22 protein-coding genes are annotated in these 18,406 nt (G+C 48.9%); 11 read left to right on the top strand and 11 right to left on the bottom strand.

Going from position 1 to position 18,406, the window contains the following annotated elements; genetic code table 11:
- Window positions 1–150: 150 nt before the first annotated feature.
- Window positions 151–1,032: a protease HtpX gene (gene htpX, locus FEK46_RS20855; RefSeq protein ID WP_000984517.1), complete on the top strand. Its 882-nt coding sequence runs from the start codon at window positions 151–153 to the stop codon at window positions 1,030–1,032.
- Window positions 1,033–1,079: 47 nt separating this feature from the next.
- Here the strand turns inward: htpX and FEK46_RS20860 are convergent, their stop codons facing one another.
- Window positions 1,080–2,453, bottom strand: a complete 1,374-nt coding sequence (locus FEK46_RS20860; RefSeq protein ID WP_130208451.1) for an MFS transporter — start codon at window positions 2,451–2,453, stop codon at window positions 1,080–1,082.
- A 176-nt stretch (window positions 2,454–2,629) separates the two neighbouring features.
- On the opposite strand from FEK46_RS20860, the gene kdgR reads away from it, so the two are divergent.
- Window positions 2,630–3,421, top strand: a complete 792-nt coding sequence (gene kdgR, locus FEK46_RS20865; protein WP_096849880.1) for a DNA-binding transcriptional regulator KdgR — start codon at window positions 2,630–2,632, stop codon at window positions 3,419–3,421.
- 146 nt (window positions 3,422–3,567) lie between these two features.
- On the opposite strand, the gene FEK46_RS20870 is transcribed toward kdgR, so the two are convergent.
- Window positions 3,568–3,807 (bottom strand): YobH family protein, encoded by a 240-nt coding sequence (locus tag FEK46_RS20870; RefSeq protein WP_130208729.1) that lies wholly within the window; start codon window positions 3,805–3,807, stop codon window positions 3,568–3,570.
- A gap of 156 nt (window positions 3,808–3,963) precedes the next feature.
- Here FEK46_RS20870 and mgrB point away from each other — a divergent pair, with 156 nt between their 5' ends.
- The 5 genes from mgrB (at window position 3,964) to rlmA (ending at window position 6,477) form a co-directional block, all read left to right on the top strand.
- Window positions 3,964–4,107 carry a PhoP/PhoQ regulator MgrB gene (mgrB, locus tag FEK46_RS20875; protein ID WP_130208449.1) on the top strand — a complete coding sequence of 48 codons (144 nt, stop codon included), beginning with the start codon at window positions 3,964–3,966 and terminating at the stop codon, window positions 4,105–4,107.
- A gap of 74 nt (window positions 4,108–4,181) precedes the next feature.
- Window positions 4,182–4,469 (top strand): YebO family protein, encoded by a 288-nt coding sequence (locus FEK46_RS20880; RefSeq protein ID WP_135559488.1) that lies wholly within the window; start codon window positions 4,182–4,184, stop codon window positions 4,467–4,469.
- A gap of 665 nt (window positions 4,470–5,134) precedes the next feature.
- A complete protein-coding gene (locus tag FEK46_RS20885) occupies window positions 5,135–5,251 on the top strand; it encodes a DUF2627 domain-containing protein (protein ID WP_064529246.1) in 117 nt (38 codons plus the stop codon).
- Between the two features lie 39 nt (window positions 5,252–5,290).
- A complete protein-coding gene (cspE, locus tag FEK46_RS20890; protein WP_001062678.1) occupies window positions 5,291–5,500 on the top strand; it encodes a transcription antiterminator/RNA stability regulator CspE in 210 nt (69 codons plus the stop codon).
- 167 nt (window positions 5,501–5,667) lie between these two features.
- Window positions 5,668–6,477, top strand: a complete 810-nt coding sequence (gene rlmA, locus FEK46_RS20895) for a 23S rRNA (guanine(745)-N(1))-methyltransferase (protein ID WP_135559489.1) — start codon at window positions 5,668–5,670, stop codon at window positions 6,475–6,477.
- On the opposite strand, the gene mntP is transcribed toward rlmA, so the two are convergent.
- From mntP to manX, 5 genes are all read right to left on the bottom strand, one after another.
- A complete protein-coding gene (gene mntP, locus FEK46_RS20900) occupies window positions 6,474–7,040 on the bottom strand; it encodes a manganese efflux pump MntP (protein WP_001353153.1) in 567 nt (188 codons plus the stop codon). The genes rlmA and mntP overlap by 4 nt on opposite strands.
- 416 nt (window positions 7,041–7,456) lie before the next feature.
- Entirely contained in the window at window positions 7,457–7,915 is a 459-nt protein-coding gene (locus tag FEK46_RS20905) for a DUF986 family protein (protein ID WP_130208443.1), read from the bottom strand.
- A gap of 54 nt (window positions 7,916–7,969) precedes the next feature.
- A complete protein-coding gene (gene manZ / locus FEK46_RS20910; RefSeq protein WP_130208438.1) occupies window positions 7,970–8,821 on the bottom strand; it encodes a PTS mannose transporter subunit IID in 852 nt (283 codons plus the stop codon).
- Window positions 8,822–8,833: 12 nt separating this feature from the next.
- On the bottom strand, window positions 8,834–9,634 hold the full coding sequence (gene manY, locus FEK46_RS20915; protein ID WP_064529241.1) for a PTS mannose transporter subunit IIC: 801 nt from the start codon (window positions 9,632–9,634) through the stop codon (window positions 8,834–8,836).
- Between the two features lie 62 nt (window positions 9,635–9,696).
- Window positions 9,697–10,668 carry a PTS mannose transporter subunit IIAB gene (gene manX / locus FEK46_RS20920; RefSeq protein ID WP_130223509.1) on the bottom strand — a complete coding sequence of 324 codons (972 nt, stop codon included), beginning with the start codon at window positions 10,666–10,668 and terminating at the stop codon, window positions 9,697–9,699.
- A gap of 315 nt (window positions 10,669–10,983) precedes the next feature.
- Between manX and FEK46_RS23960 the strand changes: the two genes are divergently transcribed.
- Together FEK46_RS23960 and yoaE are read left to right on the top strand one after the other, a co-directional pair.
- The gene (locus FEK46_RS23960; RefSeq protein WP_276320326.1) at window positions 10,984–11,142 is read left to right on the top strand and encodes a hypothetical protein; all 159 of its coding nucleotides are present in this window, start codon (window positions 10,984–10,986) and stop codon (window positions 11,140–11,142) included.
- Window positions 11,130–12,686, top strand: coding sequence for a CNNM family cation transport protein YoaE (yoaE, locus tag FEK46_RS20925; RefSeq protein WP_130208434.1), 1,557 nt, complete (start codon window positions 11,130–11,132; stop codon window positions 12,684–12,686). The genes FEK46_RS23960 and yoaE overlap by 13 nt, the downstream gene beginning before the upstream one ends.
- A gap of 3 nt (window positions 12,687–12,689) precedes the next feature.
- Here the strand turns inward: yoaE and FEK46_RS20930 are convergent, their stop codons facing one another.
- The 4 genes from FEK46_RS20930 to pabB form a co-directional block, all read right to left on the bottom strand.
- Window positions 12,690–14,288 (bottom strand): cyclic diguanylate phosphodiesterase, encoded by a 1,599-nt coding sequence (locus tag FEK46_RS20930; protein ID WP_135559490.1) that lies wholly within the window; start codon window positions 14,286–14,288, stop codon window positions 12,690–12,692.
- 130 nt (window positions 14,289–14,418) lie between these two features.
- On the bottom strand, window positions 14,419–15,783 hold the full coding sequence (gene sdaA, locus FEK46_RS20935; RefSeq protein WP_135559491.1) for an L-serine ammonia-lyase: 1,365 nt from the start codon (window positions 15,781–15,783) through the stop codon (window positions 14,419–14,421).
- A 183-nt stretch (window positions 15,784–15,966) separates the two neighbouring features.
- A complete protein-coding gene (locus FEK46_RS20940) occupies window positions 15,967–16,545 on the bottom strand; it encodes a CoA pyrophosphatase (protein ID WP_064529235.1) in 579 nt (192 codons plus the stop codon).
- Between the two features lie 3 nt (window positions 16,546–16,548).
- Window positions 16,549–17,910: an aminodeoxychorismate synthase component 1 gene (gene pabB / locus FEK46_RS20945; RefSeq protein ID WP_135559492.1), complete on the bottom strand. Its 1,362-nt coding sequence runs from the start codon at window positions 17,908–17,910 to the stop codon at window positions 16,549–16,551.
- Window positions 17,911–17,983: 73 nt separating this feature from the next.
- Here pabB and FEK46_RS20950 point away from each other — a divergent pair, with 73 nt between their 5' ends.
- Entirely contained in the window at window positions 17,984–18,163 is a 180-nt protein-coding gene (locus FEK46_RS20950) for a YoaH family protein (RefSeq protein WP_000457334.1), read from the top strand.
- A 6-nt stretch (window positions 18,164–18,169) separates the two neighbouring features.
- The gene (locus tag FEK46_RS20955; RefSeq protein ID WP_240731140.1) at window positions 18,170–18,322 is read left to right on the top strand and encodes a hypothetical protein; all 153 of its coding nucleotides are present in this window, start codon (window positions 18,170–18,172) and stop codon (window positions 18,320–18,322) included.
- The last annotated feature ends 84 nt before the right edge of the window (window positions 18,323–18,406 follow it).

Consider the following 18,406-nt stretch of genomic DNA (forward strand, 5'->3'; position numbering starts at 1 on the left):
TGGCAAGATGCCGTAAATCAGATGCTACAAAATGTAAAGTTGTGTCTTTCTGGTGACTTACGCTCTATCCAGACTTGAAAATAGTCGCGTAACCCATACGATGTGGGTATCGCATATTGCGTTTTGTTAAACTGAGGTAAAAAGAAAATTATGATGCGAATCGCGCTCTTCCTGCTAACGAACCTGGCCGTCATGGTCGTTTTCGGGCTGGTACTGAGCCTGACAGGGATACAGTCGAGCAGCGTTCAGGGGCTGATGATTATGGCCTTGCTGTTCGGTTTTGGTGGTTCCTTCGTTTCGCTTCTGATGTCCAAATGGATGGCATTACGATCTGTTGGCGGGGAAGTGATCGAGCAACCGCGTAACGAAAGGGAACGTTGGCTGGTCAATACTGTAGCAACCCAGGCCCGTCAGGCGGGGATTGCTATGCCGCAAGTAGCTATCTACCATGCGCCGGATATCAACGCCTTTGCGACAGGTGCTCGTCGTGATGCCTCTCTGGTTGCTGTCAGCACCGGTTTGCTGCAGAACATGAGCCCGGATGAAGCCGAGGCGGTAATTGCCCACGAAATTAGCCACATTGCGAATGGTGACATGGTTACCATGACGCTGATTCAGGGCGTGGTAAACACCTTCGTTATCTTTATTTCACGTATTCTGGCGCAGCTTGCCGCGGGCTTTATGGGCGGTAACCGTGATGAAGGTGAAGAGAGCAACGGCAACCCGCTGATCTACTTTGCGGTTGCGACGGTTCTGGAGCTGGTATTTGGTATTCTGGCGAGCATTATCACCATGTGGTTCTCGCGTCACCGTGAATTCCATGCCGATGCAGGTTCAGCCAAACTGGTTGGTCGTGAGAAAATGATTGCTGCGCTGCAGCGTCTGAAAACCAGCTATGAGCCGCAGGAAGCAACCAGCATGATGGCATTTTGTATCAATGGTAAGTCCAAATCGCTGAGTGAGCTGTTCATGACTCACCCGCCGCTGGATAAACGTATTGAAGCCCTGCGTACCGGTGAATACCTGAAGTAATTTGCAGTAAATTATAAAAAAGCGCGTCCTGGTTGACGCGCTTTTTTTTAGCCTTGTGCGCGCGGTTGGGTAATGCGTAAACCACTGACACAGGCGGCGATCACTGCCAGAATAGCCGCAGCCGTCAGCGAGACGTGCGTACCATTATCACCAAACTGATTCAACATCAGCGCCACCAGAGCTGCACCGCTACTCTGACCAAGCAGACGCGCTGTACCCAACATTCCACTGGCACCACCGCTACGCTCACGCGGGGCGGAGGTAATAATGGTGTGATTATTGGGGGACTGGAATAACCCAAAGCCTGCACCGCATAAGATCATCGGCCAGATGATATTGATATCGGCAGGCGAAGCTGGCAACAGGACCAGAGAAAAAAGTCCCGCGGCCATGATGAACAGCCCTAAAGCACCAAGCAATCCTGCATGGACGCGCTCTATCAAATAACCTGCCAGCGGAGCCATTACCATCGTTGCCAACGGCCACGGGGTCAGGAGCAAACCTGTCTCAACTTCACTACGTCCAAGTACGGTTTGCAAATAAAAAGGCAGGGAAACCATCGCCAGCATTTGCGCGCAGAAAGAACAAATGGAGGTACAAATTGATAGTGTAAACAGCGGAATACGCAGTAAATCCACCGGTAGCAGTGGAACTGGAAGGGAAAGCTGGCGGCGAATAAAGAAAATACCAACAATAATCATTACCGCCAGTTCAGCACCGATCAGCGTCAGTGATTGCCCCTGAGCAAAACCACTCAATGCAGTAATAAGCAGGCCAAATGTCAGCGCATTCATCACGGCGCTGGGCAGGTCAAACCGCGGCTTACTGGCACGAGAACCATTTGGCGGCAGAAAACGCATTGCCAGGAGTAGGGCGATAATACCCAACGGTACATTAATTAAAAATAACCACTTCCAGGACGCAATTGAAAGGATTGCGGCGGCGATCGTCGGCCCGGCAGCGGAGGAGACGGCGACGATAAAAGAGTTAATTCCCATCCCTCGCCCCAGAAAACGTTGTGGGTAGATTAAGCGGATGAGTGCAGTATTGACGCTCATTAACGCCGCGCCGCCAAAACCTTGTATTACACGCGCCAGGGTTAGCATTTGCAGTGAATCAGAAAGAGCGCAGAACAACGATGAGAGCAGAAAAACCACCAGACCGAATTTATAAATTCGTCGATAGCCAAACATATCGCCCAAAAAAGAGAACGAGAGTAAGGAGATAACAATCGCGATTTGGTAGGCATTCACCACCCAGATGGAACTGGCTGGTGTGGCGTGGAGATCGGTTGCAATGGTTGGCAAGGCGACATTAGCGATAGCGCCGTCGAGAACCGCCATCGAAATACCAATAATAATGGTTAAAATTGCGCCGTACCGCTGAGGCAACGGCAGGCCATCGGCCTGAACTTTTGGCATAGGAATTTTATATCTTTTGGTAATAATCAACAGGGGTATGATTTTAGCACTGATATTCACGGTGAATGTCGCAGAATTGTAACTAACCGGCAAAAGATGGATTGCGACCACCCTGGCGCGAAATTATAATAAAAAACAGTTCTAATTTTTATAAAACACTCGCAATGAGGTGATAAATGGCTAACGCAGATCTGGATAAACAACCTGATTCTGTATCTTCCGTACTGAAGGTTTTTGGCATTTTGCAGGCGCTGGGCGAAGAGCGCGAAATAGGGATAACCGAGCTGTCACAGCGCGTCATGATGTCAAAAAGCACCGTTTATCGCTTTTTACAGACCATGAAAACCTTGGGCTATGTCGCGCAGGAAGGGGAGTCGGAGAAATACTCTCTGACCCTGAAATTATTTGAGCTGGGCGCTCGTGCGCTACAAAACGTCGATCTTATTCGCAGTGCTGATATCCAGATGCGTGAGATCTCCCGTTTGACCAAAGAAACCATTCATCTTGGCGCACTGGATGAAGACAGTATCGTTTACATCCACAAAATTGACTCTATGTACAATTTGCGCATGTATTCACGGATTGGCCGTCGTAATCCGCTGTACAGCACTGCGATTGGTAAGGTGCTGCTGGCATGGCGCGATCGCGATGAAGTGAAGCAAATTCTTGAGGGCGTGGAATATAAACGCAGCACCGATCGGACCATCACTAGCACAGAGGCGTTATTACCCGTGTTAGATCAGGTCCGTGAGCAGGGATACGGCGAAGATAACGAAGAGCAGGAAGAAGGGCTGCGCTGCATCGCCGTTCCGGTGTTTGACCGCTTTGGCGTGGTGATTGCCGGCTTGAGTATTTCCTTCCCGACGCTGCGTTTTTCTGAAGAACGTTTGCAGGAGTATGTGGCTATGTTGCATACGGCCGCGCGCAAAATATCCGCACAAATGGGGTATCACGACTATCCATTCTGATTAAAATAAGAACCTGTCTGCATAAAATTCAGACAGGTTCTTCATTTAGCGTGGATTAAATAATGTTAATAGTGATATCGTTCGAGCAGAAGATGAAAATACTTTATATCCATTAGTTTTGATGTGGATATTTGTACCGTTATCTATCAATCATTATCGACGACGATATTGCTTTTACGTAGCAGCGGGCAATCTGTAATCCCCAAAAATCCACTTTTAGTATGAAGATATTGCACCGTGCTTGTGCTTCGGGCGGTGAGATATGTGCATTGCAGCCCTAACCCGGCAGCATTTTCCTTGCTTCCAATCAGAACGCCATATCCGCTGAGTAATAATCCTGTCCATACCAGTGCTATCAAGATAATTGTGCGAATGATGAATCGCATTACGACCTCTTCTCTTTTTGTTTGCTTAATCGTAGCGGCAATATGGACTGAAGCAAGCGTATCATTCCGAAAAAGCACGAATATCGACATGGTTAGACGTTGTTTAACTAACGCATGATAGTTTAAAGGCAGAAGATAGGTTAAACGGAGATTGGAGTGAAAAAGTTTCGATGGGTCGTTCTGGTTGCCGCTGTGCTGGCTTTCTTGCTGCTATGGATGCAGGTATTCAACATAATGTGCGATCAGGATGTGCAATTTTTCAGCGGAATTTGTGCCATCAATCAGTTCATCCCATGGTGATATCATTTTTTCATCAGTAGATTTCCTTCCTGCGTAGCAGTGGTAAAATGGCGCCTCTACTTAGAGGTGGTTAAATGAACGAAGTTGTAAATTCAGGCGTGATGAACATTGCGTCTTTGGTCGTATCGGTAGTAGTTCTTATTATTGGGCTCATCTTGTGGTTTTTCATCAACCGAGCCAGTTCCCGGACTAACGAACAGGTTGAACTGCTTGAGGCATTACTGGATCAGCAAAAACGGCAGAATGTACTGTTACGCCGCTTGTGCGAAGCTAACGCACCTGAAAAAGCCGATGAAAAGGTTACTGAGAACCAAAAAACGGGTGAAGATGAAGATATTATTCGTCTGGTAGCAGAACGGTAATCCTTCCTGCAATTTGAGTAACCCTGTGTTGATGGGTTACTCATCTCATCATTCTTACATGCACTATAATGATGCAATTGATTAAAATTAATCCTTTATTGGATTTTTATTATTTTCTCTGTTATTTATTCATTTATTTTGACATCAGAAAAAGTTATTTTTTATACTTGCTGATTGGGATGTTTGCATCGGAATATTGATTAATTATAGCATTGTTTATAAGCGAAACGTTTCTCTTCTCATTTTTTTATCATTCATCATTTTTTCTTATTTTACATTATTAACATGCTTTGAATATGGCATCGGCATTGCATCTATGTATGTTGTTAACTGACTGTTTTATGAGATAAAGTTATATAACACTTTATCATTACATAGTATAAAAAGTGATATCACACACATTGTGGAATTAAATTGTATTTCTGAACTGGAAGATTAGAACTTATTGAACTATGTTAGAAACCACATCAGTTCAGGCATCTGTTTGTACTGGTATGCTTAAGTGTCTCGATATATCGACACGCAGTTCGTTGCATAAATGTGCAAAAAAAGTGGAAGGCGCATCGAGATTTGTGCAGCTGATCGAGACATGTTTAAAAATGGCTTGCCATAATTAACGTTGTATGTGATAACAGCTTTGGGTTAAACGAGGTACAGTTCTGTTTATGTGTGGCATTTTCAGTAAAGAAGTCCTGAGTAAACACGTTGTCGTTGAATACCGCTTCTCTGCCGAACCTTATATTAGTGCCTCAAGCAGTAATGTGTCAGTTTTATCTCTGTAATGCCTGCGGGCGAAGAAAACAATCTAAGGAATTTTTCAAATGGCAAAGATTAAAGGTCAGGTTAAGTGGTTCAACGAGTCTAAAGGTTTTGGCTTCATTACTCCGGCTGATGGCAGCAAAGATGTGTTCGTACACTTCTCCGCTATCCAGGGTAATGGCTTCAAAACTCTGGCCGAAGGCCAGAACGTTGAGTTCGAAATTCAGGACGGCCAGAAAGGTCCGGCAGCTGTTAACGTAACCGCTATCTGATCGAATTCACTGATCTGAAGTGTTAACGCACTTCAATCTCGCTATAAAGCCTCGTCGAAAAAGCGAGGCTTTTTACTTTGTTTAATGCTCCCTTACGATCTTCGAATATTTGCCCGCAGCGCGATTCGCGTTACACTTGCGGCATTTAGTATCCCGCCGGAGTTTTCATGTCGTTTTCCTGTCCACTTTGCCACCAGCCTCTATCTCTTGAACAAAATAGCTATATCTGTCCGCAGCGGCATCAATTTGATATGGCGAAAGAGGGATATGTCAATCTGCTACCCGTTCAATATAAACGATCCCGCGATCCGGGAGACAGCGCGGAAATGATGCAGGCGCGACGTGCGTTTTTAGATGCCGGTCATTACCAGCCGCTTCGTGATGCGATAGTCGCTCAATTGCGTGGATGTCTTAATGAGCACGCAACAGCGGTACTGGATATTGGCTGTGGGGAAGGGTATTACACTCATGCTTTTGCCGATGCCTTGCCAGTAGTGACAACCTTTGGTCTTGATGTCTCTAAGGTCGCAATTAAAGCTGCGGCGAAACGCTATAAACAGGTTACCTTTTGTGTCGCTTCCAGCCACCGTCTGCCTTTTGCCGATGCCAGTATGGATGCCATTATTCGCATCTACGCGCCATGCAAAGCAGAAGAGTTAGCGCGTGTCGTCAAACCGGGAGGGTGGGTAATTACCGTTACTCCAGGGCCACGACATTTAATGGAGTTGAAAGGGCTGATTTACGACGAAGTACTTCTGCATGCCCCCCATACTGAACAACTGGAAGGTTTTGCATTACAGCAGAGCGATGAACTGCGGTATCCGATGCGTCTTCGCGGCGATGAAGCTGTTTCATTGTTGCAGATGACGCCGTTTGCCTGGCGTGCGAAGCCTGATGTCTGGCAAACGTTGGCGGCAAAAGAAGTATTCGACTGCCAGACGGACTTTAATATTCACCTCTGGCAGCGAACAAATTAACCGTGGTAGTGCGTCCAGAGGATCTGGACGCCGATGCCGATCAGTACCAGCCCGCCGAGAATTTCCGCTTTTTTCCCAATAATTGAGCCGATAAAGCGCCCAACCATCATCCCTAATGTCGACATAATCAAGGTTGCACAACCAATGGCCAATGCGGTCGCGATAATGTTGACCTGCAGGAAGGCAAGACCTACACCAACAGCCATGGCATCCAGGCTGGTGGCAATCGCGGTGGTTACCAGTAGCCAGAAACCGTGTCGACGGCGCGGTTCTTCATCTTCATCATCTGCGCCACGAAAACCCTCAATAATCATTCGCCCGCCGAGGAATATCAGCAGCACAAACGCAATCCAGTGGTTCCATTCGAGGACAAAGCGGCTGGCTAACATGCCCATACCCCAGCCGATCAGCGGCGTCAGGGTTTCGACGGCACCAAAAATAAGGCCGGTTCGCAACGCTTCAGAAAATTTCGGTTTATGGAGGGTGGCACCTTTACCGATTGATGCAGCAAATGCATCCATCGACATACCAAACGCAAGAAGAACAGTAGCAGTGATATTCATGACAACGTCCTGACCGGGGTATCCATAAAACACATCTTCGCCCCCCGCAAACATGCACACATGAACGACAAGAGGCGCTCATGCAGGCATAGCGATTGATGTGCATATGGTCTCGCCTGACTGAAAATGTTCAGTCCGTACGTGCCACGTTTTGCAACGAGTATGTTGACACGTACATTTCCGGAGTCTGGAAATCGGCTACTCCCCAAATGAGGGCGCAACCTTAACATATTTTGAGAATATAAAACAACTGTTGGAATATATTATTTCATTACTTCATTGATAACGATTTTCATTTAGATTTATATATAAATGAAACGTTAAAATAAATAACAAATGATCGAAGAGGTAATATAGCCTAAGCTATGTCTGGTTATTAAAAACACACTTAACATAGCTTTGGCTAAAGATATAACCTATTGAGTTGAAACAAGAAGTTTATAAATCTTTTCCAGATCGTCGATATTTCGAACGCGGATTAACAACCGACGCTGTTCTAATTGCATAACCAGGACACCATCTTCCGATAAGTTCATTGCTTTTATCCGGCTATATTCAATCCAGACATTGGCGAAGAAAAAACCTTTCTGTTTAAAGATGATCTTCGGAACGCGGATCCAGAATATATAAAAACCCATCAGCGCCAGAGCACTTAATAACCAGGTGGTAATTTGTGCGCCATGACTGGTCACATTATTGTAGATAAGAATGACAATCAGCCCGACGAAGATAACGCTGTCGATGCGGCCGCGCCGCAGCAAAGGAATTGCCAGCAGGGTGGGGCCATTGCGGCGGGGCATAATGAACTGATCGTATATCGCAAAGGCAAGCAGTGCGGCGATGAACAGAATCAGCACCAGTTCCGTGATTGTCATTAATCCTCCAGATAAAAAAACGGGGCCAAAAGGCCCCGGTAGTGTACAACAGTCTTACAGTCCAAGCAGGCCGCAAGCGTAACCAGCGATACCAATGACGAAGAAGCCAACGATGATCCACAGCGGGTTCACTTTTTTGCGCAGCAGCCACATACAGGCGAAGGTCAGCAGCAGCGGTACCAGGCCCGGCATTAACTGGTCAAGAATGGTCTGTACAGTGGTAACGTGCTCTTTACCCGTCTGGTCAGTGATGCGTGAGACGACCAGCGGGATATTGACATGTGTCCACTTGTTAACCAATGCCCCCATGACAAACAGGCCGAGAATAGACGCCCCTTCCGTCAGTTTTTGCAGGAAGCCGCCGCCCATATCTTTAACGATATCGATGCCCTTGGAGTAACCATATGCTACGCCGTAGTAACGCGTTGCCAGACGTACCAGGTTAAACAGGATAAAGAACAGCAACGGACCTAACAGGCTGCCGCTCATCGCGATACCGGCGCCCAGCGCTGCAAATACCGGACGTACCGTACCCCAGAAGATTGGGTCGCCTACACCTGCCAGCGGACCCATCAGACCTACTTTGATACCGTTGATTGCACCATCGTCGATCTCTGCACCGTTAGCACGCTGTTCTTCCAGCGCCAGGGTTACGCCCAGAATTGGCGCCGCCACGAACGGTTGGGTGTTAAAGAATTCGAGGTGACGTTTAATCGCCTGTTTACGGGCATCGTTATTTTCCGGGTAGAGGCGACGAATCGCCGGCACCATAGAGAAGCAGAAGCCCAGCGCCTGCATACGCTCGAAGTTCCATGAACCCTGGAAGAGGTTAGAACGCAGGAAGACGCCACGAATATCACTCTTAGTGAGTTTTTTCTCAGTGGTAGTTTGAGTTGTATCAACCATTTCGCTCACCTGTTAGTCCAGTTCGTTGTCGAGATCGTTGTTACCAGCAGCCTGAACTGGCGCACCGGCGACACGGTTATATTTCGGGCTCAGCTGAATGTAGAGCACCGCCATAACGGTACCGATGACACCCAGAGCAACCAGGTTAAAGTTGGTGAATGCTGCGGTTACGAAGCCGAGGTAGAAGAACGGCATCAGGTAGCCAGCACGCATCATGTTGATAACCATCGCATAACCAACTACCACGATCATGCCACCGGCAATGTTCAGACCATTGGTCACCACTTCCGGAATGGCGTTCAGCATGTTTTGAACTTCACTGGTACCAACAGAAAGCGCAACGATAACGGCCGGAATAGCCACACGCATAGCTTGCAGGAACAGAGACGAAACGTGGATCCATGAAATCGCCGTCAGGTTACCGTTTTCAGCTGCTTTATCCGCAGCGTGCTGGAAGGCAACGGTAATAGTACGAACGATAATGGTCAGCACCTGGCCTGCTGCTGCCAGAGGGATTGCCAGCGCGATACCGGCACCGATGCTCTGATGACCAGCAATAACCAGAATGGTAGAAATAATAGAAGCCAGGGCGGCGTCAGGTGCAACAGCGGCACCGATGTTCATCCAACCCAGCGCGATCATTTCAAGGGTACCACCGATAATAATACCGGTTTTCATATCCCCAAGAACGATACCCACCAGGGTACACGCGATTAGCGGACGGTGAAACTGAAATTCATCGAGGATTGATCCCATACCTGCGATACAGGCTACGATAAATACCAGCACAATTTGAAGAGCGGTAATCTCCATTGTACTTCTCCTGTTTACGTAAGACTTAAGTGTGAAAACTGAGTGATAATCAACACAATACGTTACTTATCGATTTTGCTGATCAGATCCATCATTTTCAGTTTCTGGTCGGTGGAAACCTTACGGACTTCCAGCTCGATACCGCGCGCATTCAGTTTCTTGAACGCTTCGATATCTTTTTCATCAACCGAAACCGCGTTATTCACCTGAGTTTTGCCCTGACGGAATGCCATACCACCGACGTTGACTGAGGTGATTTTCACGCCGCCTTCAACGAGACGCTCAACATCTGTCGGGTTGGTAAATAACAGCATCACGCGTTCGCCCGCATATTTCGGGTTGTTGTAGACGCGAATCATTTTGGCGACATCAACTACATGCGCTGTTACGCCGGGAGGTGCAACCTGGGTGAGCAGTGTCTTACGAACGGTATCCGCAGCCACTTCGTCACTAACTACGATGATACGGGAGACATTAGTTTCTTTGGTCCAGCGGGTAGCAACCTGACCGTGAATCAAACGATCGTCGATACGCGCGAGGCCAATTACCATATAGTCGTTTGGTCCCATCGGTTTTGCTGGTGCAGGAGCCGCTTTCGGTGCCGCTGCGGCGGGGGCAGGTGCTGCTTTTTCAACTGGTTTCGCTTTCAGTGCTTTCACACCTTCGCGGCCTGTTTCTACGGCCAGTGCTACCAGTTCGTCAAAGCTTGGGTCATCATCACGAGCCATTAACGTTTCCACTAACATTGGAATGTTAACGCCTGCGATCACTTCATAATGCTCTTTGTCGACGACAATGCGGCTGGCAGCATTGAACGGACTGCCTCCCCATGTATCAACGAGAAACAGCACGCCTTTAGTGGTGTCGAGTTTTGCCAACTGAGCGTTGTACTTTTCGATTAGCGTTTCGGCATTTTCGCCAGGAACAAAATCGATCCAGCCAACGTTTTCCTGCTCGCCTAACAGCATCTCTGCCGTTTTAAGCAACTGCTCTGCAGCCCAACCATGTGTGCCTATAACAATAGCAATGGTCACTTGCTACCTCCTTATTATTGTTAACATCTCAACGTGCCAGATGTATTTTTGAATCGTCGTCCACAATCGAATCGATTCAGATAAGGGCTACAACCAGAAACCCCCTGTGCCTCGCGATTTATTTTAGATATCGAAAAAAATATTTTATGTGATGAAGATCCGTAAATTAACTTTGAATTGACAAAATTCCGAAAGAGTAAAAAATGTTGTCACATTCATTTGCAAAGGAAGGTAAATCTTTGCCAAATCAGAGATCTCTCTGATATGTTTAACTCCCGTTTAACAACCAAGGAGTATAGGGCTGCAGCCCGCAGTATGGATCGTCACCGACGTCACTTCAGCATCAGGCCATATAGCGCCTGCCTTCCTGGCATTTTTTGCCGCACCTTTTGTTTGTATTTTCTCGTTTCGCCTGCATTATTTCTGGCGCCGATTAGCTATTCCTTAAGCAGGAGCTTGTCATGGAATTCTTAATGGATCCCTCGATTTGGGCGGGGCTGCTCACGCTTGTCGTCCTTGAAATCGTGCTGGGTATCGATAACCTGGTTTTTATCGCCATCCTTGCCGATAAACTGCCGCCGAAACAACGTGATAAAGCGCGTTTGTTGGGGCTGTCACTGGCGTTGATTATGCGCCTGGGGCTGTTATCGCTGATTTCATGGATGGTCACGCTGACCAAACCACTATTTACCGTAATGGATTTTTCTTTCTCCGGGCGCGATCTGATTATGCTGTTCGGGGGGATATTCTTGCTGTTCAAAGCGACAACCGAGTTGCATGAGCGGCTGGAAAACCGCGATCATGACTCTGGTCACGGTAAAGGTTATGCCAGTTTCTGGGTGGTCGTCACACAGATTGTCATCCTTGACGCTGTCTTCTCGCTGGATGCAGTGATTACTGCCGTAGGGATGGTCAACCATCTACCGGTAATGATGGCTGCGGTAGTGATTGCGATGGCAGTTATGTTGCTGGCATCGAAACCGCTGACGCGATTCGTTAACCAGCATCCAACAGTTGTAGTGCTCTGTTTGAGCTTCCTGTTGATGATTGGTCTGAGTCTCGTAGCTGAAGGTTTTGGTTTCCATATTCCAAAAGGCTACCTGTATGCAGCAATTGGTTTCTCGATCATCATCGAAGTGTTTAACCAGATTGCGCGTCGTAACTTTATTCGTCATCAGTCTACCTTACCGCTACGTGCGCGTACCGCCGATGCCATTCTGCGTTTGATGGGGGGTAAACGTCAGGCAAGCATTCAACACGATGCCGATAACCCGGTGCCAATTCCGGTTCCAGAAGGTGCCTTTGCCGAAGAAGAGCGTTATATGATTAACGGCGTACTGACTTTGGCGTCACGCTCTCTGCGCGGCATTATGACGCCACGCGGTGAGATCAGTTGGGTAGATGCTAACCTTGGCGTTGATGAAATCCGCCAGCAACTGCTTTCTTCACCGCACAGCCTGTTTCCGGTGTGTCGTGGTGAGCTGGATGAAATCATCGGTATCGTGCGTGCCAAAGAACTGCTGGTGGCACTGGAAGTCGGTGTCGACGTGACGGCAATTGCTTCGGCTTCTCCGGCGATAATCGTTCCGGAAACCCTCGACCCGATCAACCTGCTGGGCGTGTTGCGTCGTGCTCGCGGTAGTTTTGTTATCGTCACCAACGAGTTTGGTGTGGTGCAAGGTCTGGTTACGCCGCTGGATGTACTGGAAGCCATTGCTGGTGAGTTCCCGGATGCAGATGAAACGCCGGAAATTGTTATCGATGGCGACGGTTGGCTGGTAAAAGGTGGTACAGACTTACATGCCTTACAGCAGGCGCTTGATGTTGAGCACCTTACCGATGATGATGATATTGCGACGGTTGCAGGTCTGGTAATTTCGGCAAATGGTCACATTCCTCGCGCAGGCGACGTGATCGATGTTGGACCGCTGCATATCACCATCGTAGAAGCCAATGATTATCGTGTTGATCTGGTTCGCATTGTTAAAGAGCAACCGGCGCACGATGAAGACGAGTAAGCGTTAACGTAACGGTATAATGGGTGTGATGCGCCCATTATGCCGGGTGGGCGGCGGTTGGCTGCCCGCCAGCCATTTCGGGAAATCACGCAGCGGCATGGGCTGCGCGTACAAATACCCTTGTAAAATATGCACGCCATGACGGCGCAAATACTTCGCTTGTTCTTGCGTTTCCACACCTTCTGCCACCAGTTCAATATTCAGTCTTTGCCCCAGCGCGATGATGATATCGGTCACCGTTGAGTTAACCGCGTCAGAACCGATAGCTGCGGTAAATGACTTATCAATTTTCAGCACGTCAGGACGTAACGTTTCCAGCCAGGAAAACGAACTGTTGCCGGTGCCGAAGTCATCAATCGCCAGTTTGACGTTTTTACGATGCAGTTCGCGGGCAATCCGATAATCAACATCCAGTAAGGCATCGCGCTCGGTAATTTCGAGGATTAGTGGCTGAATCGGGTTAGCACTAAACCAGTAACGATTGAGATCTTTTAACAATACGCCACGGCGAAAATGGCTGGGGGCGACGTTAATGCCGATGTGGAACTGGCTGCTCATTGGAAAAACGTGGAGTTGACGGATGGTTTCCATCATCACATAACGGGTAAGCGGCACTATCAGGTGATGTTCTTCCGCAATGGGGATAAAAACATCCGGCGAGATCCATCCCTGACGCGGATTATTCCAGCGCAGCAATATCTCTACACCAATACATTGCTGCGAGCGTGCATTGAGCAGGGGCTGACAAAATAACTCAAATTCGCGCTGCGCCAGCCCGAGATTTATCTCGCGTGAAAAGCTCATTCTATGGGCCGTGGCCAACCATGCGATGTACCCCACCAGTAAACTCAACAGTACCGCTAGTGGAAACTGGCTGGGAAGATATTGCAACGCCAGCGCTGTCGCACCAGGTCCACTAACGCTGATGATAAAAGGAAAATTCTGCGATGAAACCTGGTAACGTTCATTGCCATTAAGCGGAGGTAAAGAATCAACCAGACCATCATCATAGAGTAAATGGCGTTCGGCTACCGTCAGGCTGGCCGTTCTTATTTGCGGTAATTGCGGCTCCAGCAACATTGCCATCAACAGGTCGATGTTGATCATCTCCATCACGCCATCTCGACCATTGCCCGGTAAAGGTGTCCACTGAATCAATACCGGGCTGTCTTTAATTAATACGCGGTCGGTAGTTAAGCGTAAAAGGGGCTGCGGCGCGGGTAAATCAGCCTGGATATCTTCAGCAGGAACATTGCGATAACCAAAAATGCTGGAACAATAAAGCGTGCCGTCTTGCACCAGGCCAATTGACCGTACAGTTTGCAGTTTTGCCGCCTGTTTGCGTAAGGGGAGATGGGCGACTGAGCAGGGGAGTCCAATCAGGGGAAGCAGTACGTTGTTACCCGCCTGAAGTGGAAGCAGGACTTTGTCTAATTCCTCAACGGCGTGATTGGCAAAGAGCACTACCCGCTGCTGATTTAAGTTCCGCTGTGAAATAAATCGCACGCTCAGTGTTGCCACAAACGTAAAGAGTGCGCAAATCGTACAAACAATCATTCGATTACGGCGATAGGTTTTAATGATCCGTTGTGCTTTTTGCATGCGGGCCACCCGGTAAGCGTATGGCGACAAACGCCTGACGCAACAGTGGAAGTGTAGTGGGGAAAATTACAGCAGACGAGAAAGCGAGGATAAATTCGCCCATCCGTTGCAGATGGGCGAGGATAAAGTATTAGTCACACTGGACTTTAATCGCCAGACCACCGCGTGAGGTTTCGCGATATTTAGCGTTCATATCCTTTCCTGTTTCGTACATCGTTTCGATGACTTTATCCAGTGAGACGCGTGGTGCACTAGTACGACGCAGAGCCATCCGCGCGGCGTTAATCGCCTTCACTGATGCAATAGCGTTACGTTCAATGCACGGAACCTGAACCTGACCCGCAACCGGGTCGCAAGTCAGACCAAGATTGTGTTCCATGCCAATTTCCGCCGCCACGCAAACCTGTTCAGGGCTACCGCCCAACAGTTCTGCAAGACCCGCCGCAGCCATTGAACAGGCAACGCCCACTTCGCCCTGGCAACCGACTTCCGCACCGGAAATAGACGCGTTCATTTTGTACAGTGCGCCAATCGCTCCGGCCGCCATAAAGTAGCGGGTATAAATATCAGGGCTGACCGATTCAATAAAGTGGTCATAGTATGCCAGCACTGCCGGAACGATGCCGCAAGCACCGTTAGTCGGTGCAGTTACCACACGCCCCCCCGCTGCGTTTTCTTCGTTAACTGCCAGCGCAAACATGTTTACCCAGTCGATGACATTCATCGGATCGTTAGACAGTTTATCGCTGGAAACCAGCATACGGCGCAGGGCAGACGCACGGCGCGGAACACGCAGCGGGCCAGGCAATACGCCTTCGGTGTTCATGCCGCGATCGATACATGCCTGCATGGTTTGCCAGACATGAGCGAAATACTCGTCGATCTCTTTCTTACTGTGCAGCGCCAGTTCGTTCTGCATTGCCAGACCGGAAAGGGAATAACCGGTTTCATTACAGTATGCCAGCAGCTCGGTGGCGGATTTAAACGGATACGGCACGCTCACTTCGTTGGCAGCATCGTGACCAAAATGTTCTTCATCGACGATAAAACCGCCGCCGATGGAATAATAAGTTTTGCTGTAAGCAACTGTATCGCCGTTATAGGCGTGGATTTGCATGCCGTTTTCATGCAGCGGCAGGTTACCGTTATGAAAACGCATCCCGTTATCGCGTGGGAAATCCACTTCATGCCGTCCCTGTGCCAGCAGCAGACGTTCGCGCTCTTCTACGTCGCGAATAAAACCGGGAATACTGTCGATATCCACGGTGGCAGGTTCGTTACCTGCAAGACCCATAATAATGGCGATATCGGTGTGGTGGCCTTTACCCGTCAGCGACAGTGAACCATAAACGTCCACGGCAACGCGGGTAACGCTATCCAGTAAGCCTTTTTCGACCAGATCATCGACGAACTGTTTACCCGCCTTCATAGGCCCTACAGTATGGGAAGATGAGGGACCAATCCCCACCTTAAACATGTCGAATAGACTAATCACGATAATACTCCTGACAAGGTGACTGGACTTCCAGTAACGAACGAATAACAGCGCATAGTGTAAGAGGGAACGCGGCGACAGGCTTAACTATTCACATGAATTAAACTAATCAAAAACCGCGATTTAACTAATATTGCGATGATTGTCTCAAGTAGTGTTTTGTAGATGTAAAGATAAGTATAGTCAGGGTTTCACACCAATTTGCAGCGCCAGTTCACGAATTATGCCTGCGGTCATTCCCCATACAAAATACTGTTCGTACCAGGAAAGCCATACCCGATGCGAATCGCCACGGCGGTAGATATCCAAAGGATGATAACGGCCCAAATGTAACGCCTGGGCGAGCGGCATTTCAAATACTGCGGAGACTTCATCTTCACTGGCGCGATACGGTAAATCAGGCGGGATAATGCCGACCACGGGAGTGACCTGGTAGCCCGTAACGCTATCGACAGGGGGTAACACGCCGATAACCTCAACGGCTGAAGGCGGTATGGCGACCTCTTCTTCGGCTTCACGCAGCGCAGCGGCGATAACTGACGCGTCCGTGTCATCGACTGCACCTCCAGGGAATGCGACTTGTCCAGCATGTTTGCGCAGATGAATGGAACGCTGAGTCAGCAGCAAGCCCGGTTGCGGTCGGCGGACGATGGGGATTAACACGGCAGCCTGACGATGATTTAAGGTTTCCCGGTTAATTTGCGGACGCAATAGTTGAAATCGCGATAAAAAATCATCAAGCGTCAGGCCACGGTATTCCACGTCTTATTTCTCCAGTTGCTTCAGGATACGATTAACTTTATCAAAAGTTTCCTGATATTCCGCTTCTTCCTGGCTATCAGCAACGATGCCGCCACCAGCGGAACAGTAAATCTGCCCGTTAACCGCCGTTAGCGTGCGGATGGTGATGCTGGTATCCATATTGCCGCAGAAACTTAAATAGCCAATGCTGCCGCACCAGGCATTTCGTCGCTGCGGTTCCAGTTCATCAATAATCTCCATTGCCCGCACTTTCGGCGCGCCGGTGATTGAGCCTCCGGGAAAAGCCGCGCGCAGCAGATCGCTGGCGTGTAACTGTTCTGGTAGTTGCGCCGTTATGGTGCTGACCAGGTGATGCACGGCAGGGAAGGGTTCTACTACAAACAGTTCAGGCACTTTTACTGAGCCTGGTACAGCAACGCGACCGATGTCATTGCGCATTAAATCGACAATCATCAGGTTTTCGGCGCGATCTTTCGGTGAGTTCGCCAGTTTTTCAGCTTGTTTGCTATCTTCCTGAGGATCGGACAAGCGTGGGAGCGTGCCTTTAATCGGGCGGGTCTGGATCTCACCACCATCACAAAGAATAAACCGTTCTGGTGAAAGGCTTAAAATCACACCTTGTTCCAGACGCAGGAAGGCACTGAACGGTGCGCGGTTGGCCTGATTAAGCTGAACGAACGCCTGCCATTCATCGCCAGAATAGGTCGCGTGAAAACGCTGGGCGAGATTCACCTGATAGCAATCGCCGCTGTGCAGATATTCCTGTACCTGGCGAAATTTCTCGCCATACTGCTCGCGGTTCATATTGGATTGCCAGGCAGATGTTAACTGGAAATCTTGCTGTGGTGCTATTTGCTGGCTGTCCAGCCACGCCAGACGAGCATTGATATCACGATGACTGAGTAGCGAAATACGCTGGCGCTGGTGATCGACGATCAGCGCCCAGTCGTAGATACCAACCGCCATATCAGGCAGGTCGATATCTCTCAGCGCCACTTCCGGCAGTGACTCAAAACGGCGGCCCAGATCGTAGCCAAACAGCCCCAGTGCGCCGCCCTGAAATGGCAAATCACCATTATGCGACGGGTGAATGTTTGCTCGGTCCAGTGCCTGCTGGAGCGCTTTGAGCGGATCGTCAGTGGTCGTTGTGCTGATTTCTCCTTCACATACCACGGTTTCATTATCGTGAGTGGTTAAAGTGCAAACGGGGTCAGCCACCACAATATCAAAGCGGCTATGCGGATGATCGGCATAGCCGGAGTGCAAAAGCATTGCCCACGGCAAGTGACTTAAGCGGGAGAAATAAAATTCAGCGGCGTCCTGACGCCAGGGTAAAGTAATCACAGCGGGAGATAACGTCTTCATCAGTCCTGACTCTACTGGCTATGTGCCGGGTAGCATGAAATAATTAGCGCCAACAATTTAGCAGGAGTTAACAATGTTTGCAGGTTTACCTTCACTCACCCATGAACAGCAGCAAAAAGCCGTTGAGCGTATTCAGGAACTGATGGCACAGGGGATGAGCAGTGGTCAGGCCATCGCGCTGGTGGCAGAAGAGTTGCGTGCCAACCATTCCGGTGAGCGGATTGTGGCGCGTTTTGAGGATGAAGACGAGTAACACAAAATGATCCGTATCGATTTCGTCACGGATGACGTCCTGTATCTTGATACGGATAGCCTCATCGGCTGGGATTTTTCCGGCATGAACTTACATCGTGCCATTTTTGACGGTATGTGCCTGGACGGCGCGCGTTATGACAATGGTCCGCTGTGTTGAAACAAAAATCACGGGGCCATATCTGTTGATTAATTTTGGCTGTGTTTATGATGACGAGAAAAAAGGACGCTTTTCTGAGGTCAA

Source organism: Escherichia sp. E4736 (assembly GCF_005781225.1).
Taxonomy (GTDB): Bacteria; Pseudomonadota; Gammaproteobacteria; order Enterobacterales; family Enterobacteriaceae; genus Escherichia.

Coding starts and splice junctions, on each gene's coding strand:
- htpX (WP_000984517.1), top strand. CDS start 151: ATGATGCGAATCGCGCTCTTCCTGCTAACGAACCTGGCCGTCATGGTC.
- FEK46_RS20885 (WP_064529246.1), top strand. CDS start 5,135: ATGTGTGGCATTTTCAGTAAAGAAGTCCTGAGTAAACACGTTGTCGTT.
- cspE (WP_001062678.1), top strand. CDS start 5,291: ATGGCAAAGATTAAAGGTCAGGTTAAGTGGTTCAACGAGTCTAAAGGT.
- FEK46_RS20955 (WP_240731140.1), top strand. CDS start 18,170: ATGATCCGTATCGATTTCGTCACGGATGACGTCCTGTATCTTGATACG.
- pabB (WP_135559492.1), bottom strand. CDS start 17,910: ATGAAGACGTTATCTCCCGCTGTGATTACTTTACCCTGGCGTCAGGAC.
- FEK46_RS20905 (WP_130208443.1), bottom strand. CDS start 7,915: ATGACAATCACGGAACTGGTGCTGATTCTGTTCATCGCCGCACTGCTT.
- mntP (WP_001353153.1), bottom strand. CDS start 7,040: ATGAATATCACTGCTACTGTTCTTCTTGCGTTTGGTATGTCGATGGAT.
- kdgR (WP_096849880.1), top strand. CDS start 2,630: ATGGCTAACGCAGATCTGGATAAACAACCTGATTCTGTATCTTCCGTA.
- FEK46_RS20950 (WP_000457334.1), top strand. CDS start 17,984: ATGTTTGCAGGTTTACCTTCACTCACCCATGAACAGCAGCAAAAAGCC.
- FEK46_RS23960 (WP_276320326.1), top strand. CDS start 10,984: ATGGATCGTCACCGACGTCACTTCAGCATCAGGCCATATAGCGCCTGC.
- manY (WP_064529241.1), bottom strand. CDS start 9,634: ATGGAGATTACCGCTCTTCAAATTGTGCTGGTATTTATCGTAGCCTGT.
- manZ (WP_130208438.1), bottom strand. CDS start 8,821: ATGGTTGATACAACTCAAACTACCACTGAGAAAAAACTCACTAAGAGT.
- yoaE (WP_130208434.1), top strand. CDS start 11,130: ATGGAATTCTTAATGGATCCCTCGATTTGGGCGGGGCTGCTCACGCTT.
- FEK46_RS20870 (WP_130208729.1), bottom strand. CDS start 3,807: ATGCGATTCATCATTCGCACAATTATCTTGATAGCACTGGTATGGACA.
- FEK46_RS20860 (WP_130208451.1), bottom strand. CDS start 2,453: ATGCCAAAAGTTCAGGCCGATGGCCTGCCGTTGCCTCAGCGGTACGGC.
- rlmA (WP_135559489.1), top strand. CDS start 5,668: ATGTCGTTTTCCTGTCCACTTTGCCACCAGCCTCTATCTCTTGAACAA.
- FEK46_RS20930 (WP_135559490.1), bottom strand. CDS start 14,288: ATGCAAAAAGCACAACGGATCATTAAAACCTATCGCCGTAATCGAATG.
- FEK46_RS20880 (WP_135559488.1), top strand. CDS start 4,182: ATGAACGAAGTTGTAAATTCAGGCGTGATGAACATTGCGTCTTTGGTC.